Genomic DNA, 5,480 nt, shown 5'->3' with positions numbered 1-5,480 from the left:
CAACTGCTTCTATCATTTATGGATTAGCTGATATTCTCGGGTTTGCAGAAAGTACAAATTTAATTCCAAGAATAATGCCATACTTGGGCGTTGCTCATATTATAGGTGGTATTATGTTTGGGATAGCTATGGCTTCTGCCGGTTTTTGTCCTGGAACTTGCGTTGCAAGGGTAGGAGCTGGTAAGTTTATATCTGCGGCTGGTGTCATCGGCCTAATTATCGGCGTTTTAATTTACAACGCAATACAACCATCATTGGTTGAAGCCGGTATTCTCGGAAGCAGACAAGACCTTACATTGTACGGTGTTTTAGGCGTATCTTATGGACCTTTAGCTGTTGCCTGGGGTGTGTTATTCTTAATTTTTGCGTTAATAGCTGATTATGTAGACCCGGCTAAAAAATTCTATCAAGAAAAATATAGCTTTAATCTTATAAAAGATGAGTGGCATTGGGCGTTAGGTGGAGTTGCGGCTGGTTCTATAATTGCATGGGCAACAGCTCAGGGTGAATATCTTGGATTCTCCGGTGCTTTACTTGCTTTAGTTGCGTGGGTTGCAGATTTCCTTGGACATCCACTATCAAACGTTGTTCCTAAGATAACAGAAGGTATTATTTGGCACGCAGGTTTAATCATAGGTGTATTACCGGGAGCATTTTTAGCAGCGATCATATCCGGTAAATTTAAGTTTGACCCGGTTCCACCAGCTTTTGCTCAAGGTGTCCCTATGCCACAGGTAAAAATGAATCTTTTCTTCTTTACCAGATTTGTCGGATTAGGCTGGACAATACAGGTTGATTTGTTGTTAATGGTAAGAATGATCCTTGTTTTCTTTGCTGGAATGTTCTTGGCGATTGGTGCATTAATCGGTGGTGGATGTACAACCGGAGCATTCTTAGCAGCATATCCAACCTTATCTATCGGTAGTATGGTTATGTCCGGAACCTACTTTATAGTTGGAGTTTTAACAGCAAACCTTATTTACATGGGAAGATGGTCAAGATTTATTGAAGCTAAAAAAGCATCAGAAGAAGTATACGACTAAGAGGTGAGAAAGATGAGCATGACAGAAAGACTTTTATTTTGGATTGCAATTATAGTTTTAATAGTTGCAACCTTTGGAGTTAAAGGAAAAGTTGATAACTTAGAAAAACAGCTTTCTCAAGTAAGTCAGCAACAACCTGCTAACGGAGGCAACCAGCAATGAACCCTAAAATTGAAAGAAGCGTGTATATAGTAGTCATCTTAGTTTTAGCATTCGTTCTTTTTACACTTGGTAAGAAAGAAGTTGAACTTAAAAAGCAAATACCTATAACCGCAGAAGAGCTTTATAAAAAACTTTCAAATCCAAAAATTAAGGTACAAATTATAGACGTAAGAGAGTTAACTTCAAGCGATGAAGTTGGTGGCTATGAGGATTCAAGAATACCCGGTGCATTACCATTTCCAAACTGTGATGAATCTAAAATGACAACTGAAAACCTAAAAGAAGCATTAAAAAGAATTAATCCATATGTTTACACTGTTATCGTTTCTACAGATGGAAATCAGGAGATATTTAAAAAATGTGCATCTAAATTTACAAACGTTCAAAATCTTGCCGGCGGTATGAAGGCATGGCAGGATGCTGGATTACCAGATGACTCAGGCGAATACACTCCACCAAAAGCAGGTGGCGGTGGCGGTTGTTTATAAAAATACCATAGGAGGTTTTTAGATGGCGATCTCAAGAAGGGATTTTTTAAAAGTAATGTCAGCAGCAGGTGGAGCTTTAGGTCTTGGGTCAAGCGAGGCTTTTGCTAAAGCTAAAGCTGTTGTAGTAGAAGACCCAAGAGCATCTTATCCAAATAGCTCTTTTGTTGAAAACATGTACAGAAGAGAGTTTGCATATACGTATGGAAAGAAAGAAGAGCATGGTACTGCTTACCACTGTGTAAACTGTCAAGGAAACTGTGCTTGGGATGTATGGGTTCAAAACGGTATAGTTACAAGAGAAAACCAAGCCGCTAACTATCCGCTAATCAACCCAAAAATTCCTGATGCTAACCCAAGGGGATGTAATAAAGGTGTTCAACACTCTCAAGTAATGTATGAAAAAGACAGAATCCTCTATCCGATGAAAAGAGTTGGAGAAAGAGGAGAAGGCAAGTGGAAAAGAATATCTTGGGATGAAGCAATAACTGAAGTTGCAACAAGAATTTATGAAACTATGCTTACAAAAGGACCGGCTGGAAACTACATCCACGTTGGTGCCGGTATGCTAACAGAGGCAAGAGCAGCTTCTGGTAAAAGACTTGGAACACTTCTTGGTGCTGTTAGACCTTACATAGCTTCTTACGTTGGTGATATGTTCCCTGGCACTTCCTTAGTATACGGCGAAGGAAATATCGGATTTTCTTACGATTTTGTATACACTGCAAACGTTCAAATCTGGTGGGGTCAGGACCCTAACAAGTCAAGAATTCCCGATGCTCACTGGGTATGGGAAGGAAAATACAACGGTGGAAAAGTAATCGTTATCACTCCGGACTTTAACGCTACTGCAAGAGGAGCTGATTTATGGGTTCCTGTTAGAGCCGGATACGATGGTTTCTTAGCTATGTCTATCATCAACGAAATTATTCAACAAAAGCTTTACAAACCAAACTTTATAAAAGTGTTCACAGATTTACCATTCTTAGTAAGATTAGATAACAAAAAACTATTAAGACTTTCTGATATTGACACAAACGACCCAATGTTTGACAAAGAAGTCTTCCATAACATGGAAGAAAAAGCACATGGAAAAGAATTTGAAGCCCATGATGTTTTCTTAGCTTATAATCTTAAAAACGGCAAATTTACAATTATGCCGGGTTCTGAAGGAAACCCAGTTAAAACATTGAGACTAAAAGATTTAGGTTGGGATATTGACCCAGCGTTAGAAGGTATATATGAAGTTAAGTTAAAAGACGGTTCAAAGGTAAAAGTTACACCTGTATTTGAATTGGTTAAAGCAGAAGCAGCTAAATTCCCGGCAGAGAAAACATTTAAATTAACAAATGTTCATCCAAAAATCGTTCAAGAGCTTGCAAGAGATATAGCTCTTCCAAAAGTAGCATTTATCTCTATGGGCTTTACAATCGGTAAATACTTTAATGGTATGTTAGCTCAAAGGGCTATTGCATCTATTACTCCTTTATGTGGAAGACTTGGACCTTATGGTGGATTTAACACGGAAAATGAGTGGGCTATCTCTGGTTTAGATAAGATCTCTGGTTTTGCAGGTAAGTATAAAGAAAGATTTGCATCCGGTTTTGTAAGCGAATTTGTTCTTGGAAATATGATGCAGGACTTTGATAAGCTCTATGAAGAAGACACGTTTAAAGAAGTTATGGGAATGTCTAAGGAAGAGTATAAAAAGAAAGTAAATGAAATGCTTTCTAAGTCTGAAGGCGATAAAGGAATCGGCCATGGTAAATCTTACTGGAACGATGTAGAAACATTCTTACTTTTTGCAGATGCCAGATTTAGAAGAAATAAAGGTTCTTCTTATAAAAAAGCATTCCTTGAAAAGGCTAAATTTATTGCTTATGTAGATTTTAGAATGTCTGATTTTGCAAACTATGCAGACATTTTACTTCCTGCAAAATCTCACTATGAAGTTTGGGACTTAAGAACAAACCCTGGTTATCATAGATTTGCAAACCTTGCTCACCCTCCAACAAACTTAAAACCGGTTGGAGAAGCTAAGTCTGAGTGGGAAATCTGTACGATGATTGTTGAGAAAATCCAAGAAATAGCTATGAAAAAATACAAAGAAACAGGCGACCAAAAGTATATCAAAATTCCAGACCCACAGCTTTCTAAAACAGGATACAGAGACCTTGACACACTAGTCGAAGAGTACACAATCGGCGGTCAGTTAAGAACCGACAGAGATGCAGTAGAGTTAGCATTGGAAAATACCGACCAGTTTAAGCCTAATACTATTGAATCTATGTTCAAAAGAGGTGGTTATTTAGTACTAAATGAAAAAGCCGGAAAATCTTCACCGCTTTATCCGGATAAGCCGTACAACGTATTTGAAAACAACCTCTTCTTATATGAAAGATTTGAAACATTGTCCGGAAGAATTACATACTACGTAGATGACGATTTATGGATACAGCAAGGAGCAAACGTTCCAACAGCTAAAGAACCTATTAGACCAAGAAGATTTCCGTTTGTTCTCATGACACCACACGCAAGATGGTCAATCCACTCAACTTATAAGACATCTACTCTACTTCTTAGATTGCAAAGAGGAAAGCCTTATGTAATGATAAATCCGGAGATTGCTAAGAAGAAAGGCATCAAAGATGGTGATGAAGTTAGAGTGTTCAACTCTCTTGGCGAGTTTTATGCTATGGCAAAAATCTATCCATCATGTCCAAAAGATGCAATCTTATTAGAGCATGGTTGGGAGCCATTCTTCTACAAAGGAAGAAAAGGGCATAACGAAGTAGTAGCATCTCCGCTTAACTTACTTGAACTTTCTGATGGTTGGGGACACTTAAAGTTTGGTGGAAACTGGGATGGAAACCAACATGCATATGAAACTTCAGTAGATGTTGAAAAAGCTTAAGGAGGTAATGTAGATGTCAAAAAGACAACTTGCAATGGTAATGGATTTAAATAAATGTATTGGTTGCCAAACTTGTACAGTAGCATGTAAGACACAATGGACAAACAGAAACGGAAGAGAGTATATGTACTGGAACAACGTTGAAACACACCCTGGTGCAGGCTACCCAAGAAACTGGATGGAAGCTGGCGGTGGTTTTGACGAGGAAGGAAATTTAAAAGATGGAATTATCCCGGATATGGTATTAGATTATGGCGTACCTTGGGATTACAACCACGACGAACTTTTCAATGGTGATTTATTAAAACCTAACACAGCTCCTGAATGGGGACCAAACTGGGATGAAGACGTTGGTGGTGGAGAGTATCCTAACTCTTACTTCTTCTACATTCCAAGAATTTGTAACCACTGCTCTAATCCGGGTTGTTTGGCTGCATGTCCAAGAGAGGCAATTTTCAAAAGAGAGCAAGACGGTATTGTTTTAGTAGACTTGGAAAGATGTCAAGGATACAGATACTGTATTGCAGGCTGTCCTTACAAAAAGATATATTTTAACCCTAAGATATCAAAATCAGAAAAATGTATATTCTGCTTCCCGAGGGTTGAAAAAGGTTTACCTCCCGCATGTGCACACCAATGCGTAGGTAGAATAAGATTTGTAGGCTTTTTGGATGACGAAGAAGGACAAGTTTATAAACTTGTTCACAAGTATAAAGTTGCTTTACCTCTTAGACCGGACTTTGGAACGCAACCAAACGTTTACTATGTTCCACCATTGTTTGACCCTCCAAAATTTGATGACAACATGGCTCCAATAGATGATTCAAGAAGAGTGCCGATCGAATACTTAGAATTACTATTTGGAAAAGAAGTCAT

Annotated in this window: 5 protein-coding genes; all 5 read left to right on the top strand. The window is 38.4% G+C overall.

The genetic code is table 11. From position 1 onward, the window contains the following. Window positions 1-1,043, top strand: a 1,043-nt coding sequence (locus SULYE_RS05400) for a YeeE/YedE thiosulfate transporter family protein (protein WP_007547310.1), incomplete at its 5' end; no start/stop codon positions are given. A gap of 12 nt (window positions 1,044-1,055) precedes the next feature. Next, window positions 1,056-1,205: a hypothetical protein gene (locus SULYE_RS08385; protein WP_007547309.1), complete on the top strand. Its 150-nt coding sequence runs from the start codon at window positions 1,056-1,058 to the stop codon at window positions 1,203-1,205. Next, window positions 1,202-1,693: a rhodanese-like domain-containing protein gene (locus SULYE_RS05395; protein ID WP_007547308.1), complete on the top strand. Its 492-nt coding sequence runs from the start codon at window positions 1,202-1,204 to the stop codon at window positions 1,691-1,693. Before SULYE_RS08385 ends, SULYE_RS05395 begins: the two co-directional genes overlap by 4 nt. Window positions 1,694-1,715: 22 nt before the next feature. After that, window positions 1,716-4,604 carry a molybdopterin-dependent oxidoreductase gene (locus tag SULYE_RS05390; protein ID WP_007547306.1) on the top strand — a complete coding sequence of 963 codons (2,889 nt, stop codon included), beginning with the start codon at window positions 1,716-1,718 and terminating at the stop codon, window positions 4,602-4,604. A 13-nt stretch (window positions 4,605-4,617) separates the two neighbouring features. Continuing rightward, window positions 4,618-5,480 (top strand): 4Fe-4S dicluster domain-containing protein (locus tag SULYE_RS05385; protein ID WP_007547303.1); only part of this gene is annotated, 863 nt, incomplete at its 3' end.

This window comes from Sulfurihydrogenibium yellowstonense SS-5 (assembly GCF_000173615.1).
Taxonomy (GTDB): domain Bacteria; phylum Aquificota; class Aquificia; order Aquificales; family Hydrogenothermaceae; genus Sulfurihydrogenibium; species Sulfurihydrogenibium yellowstonense.
This window is presented reverse-complemented; position numbering and strand designations above follow the sequence as displayed.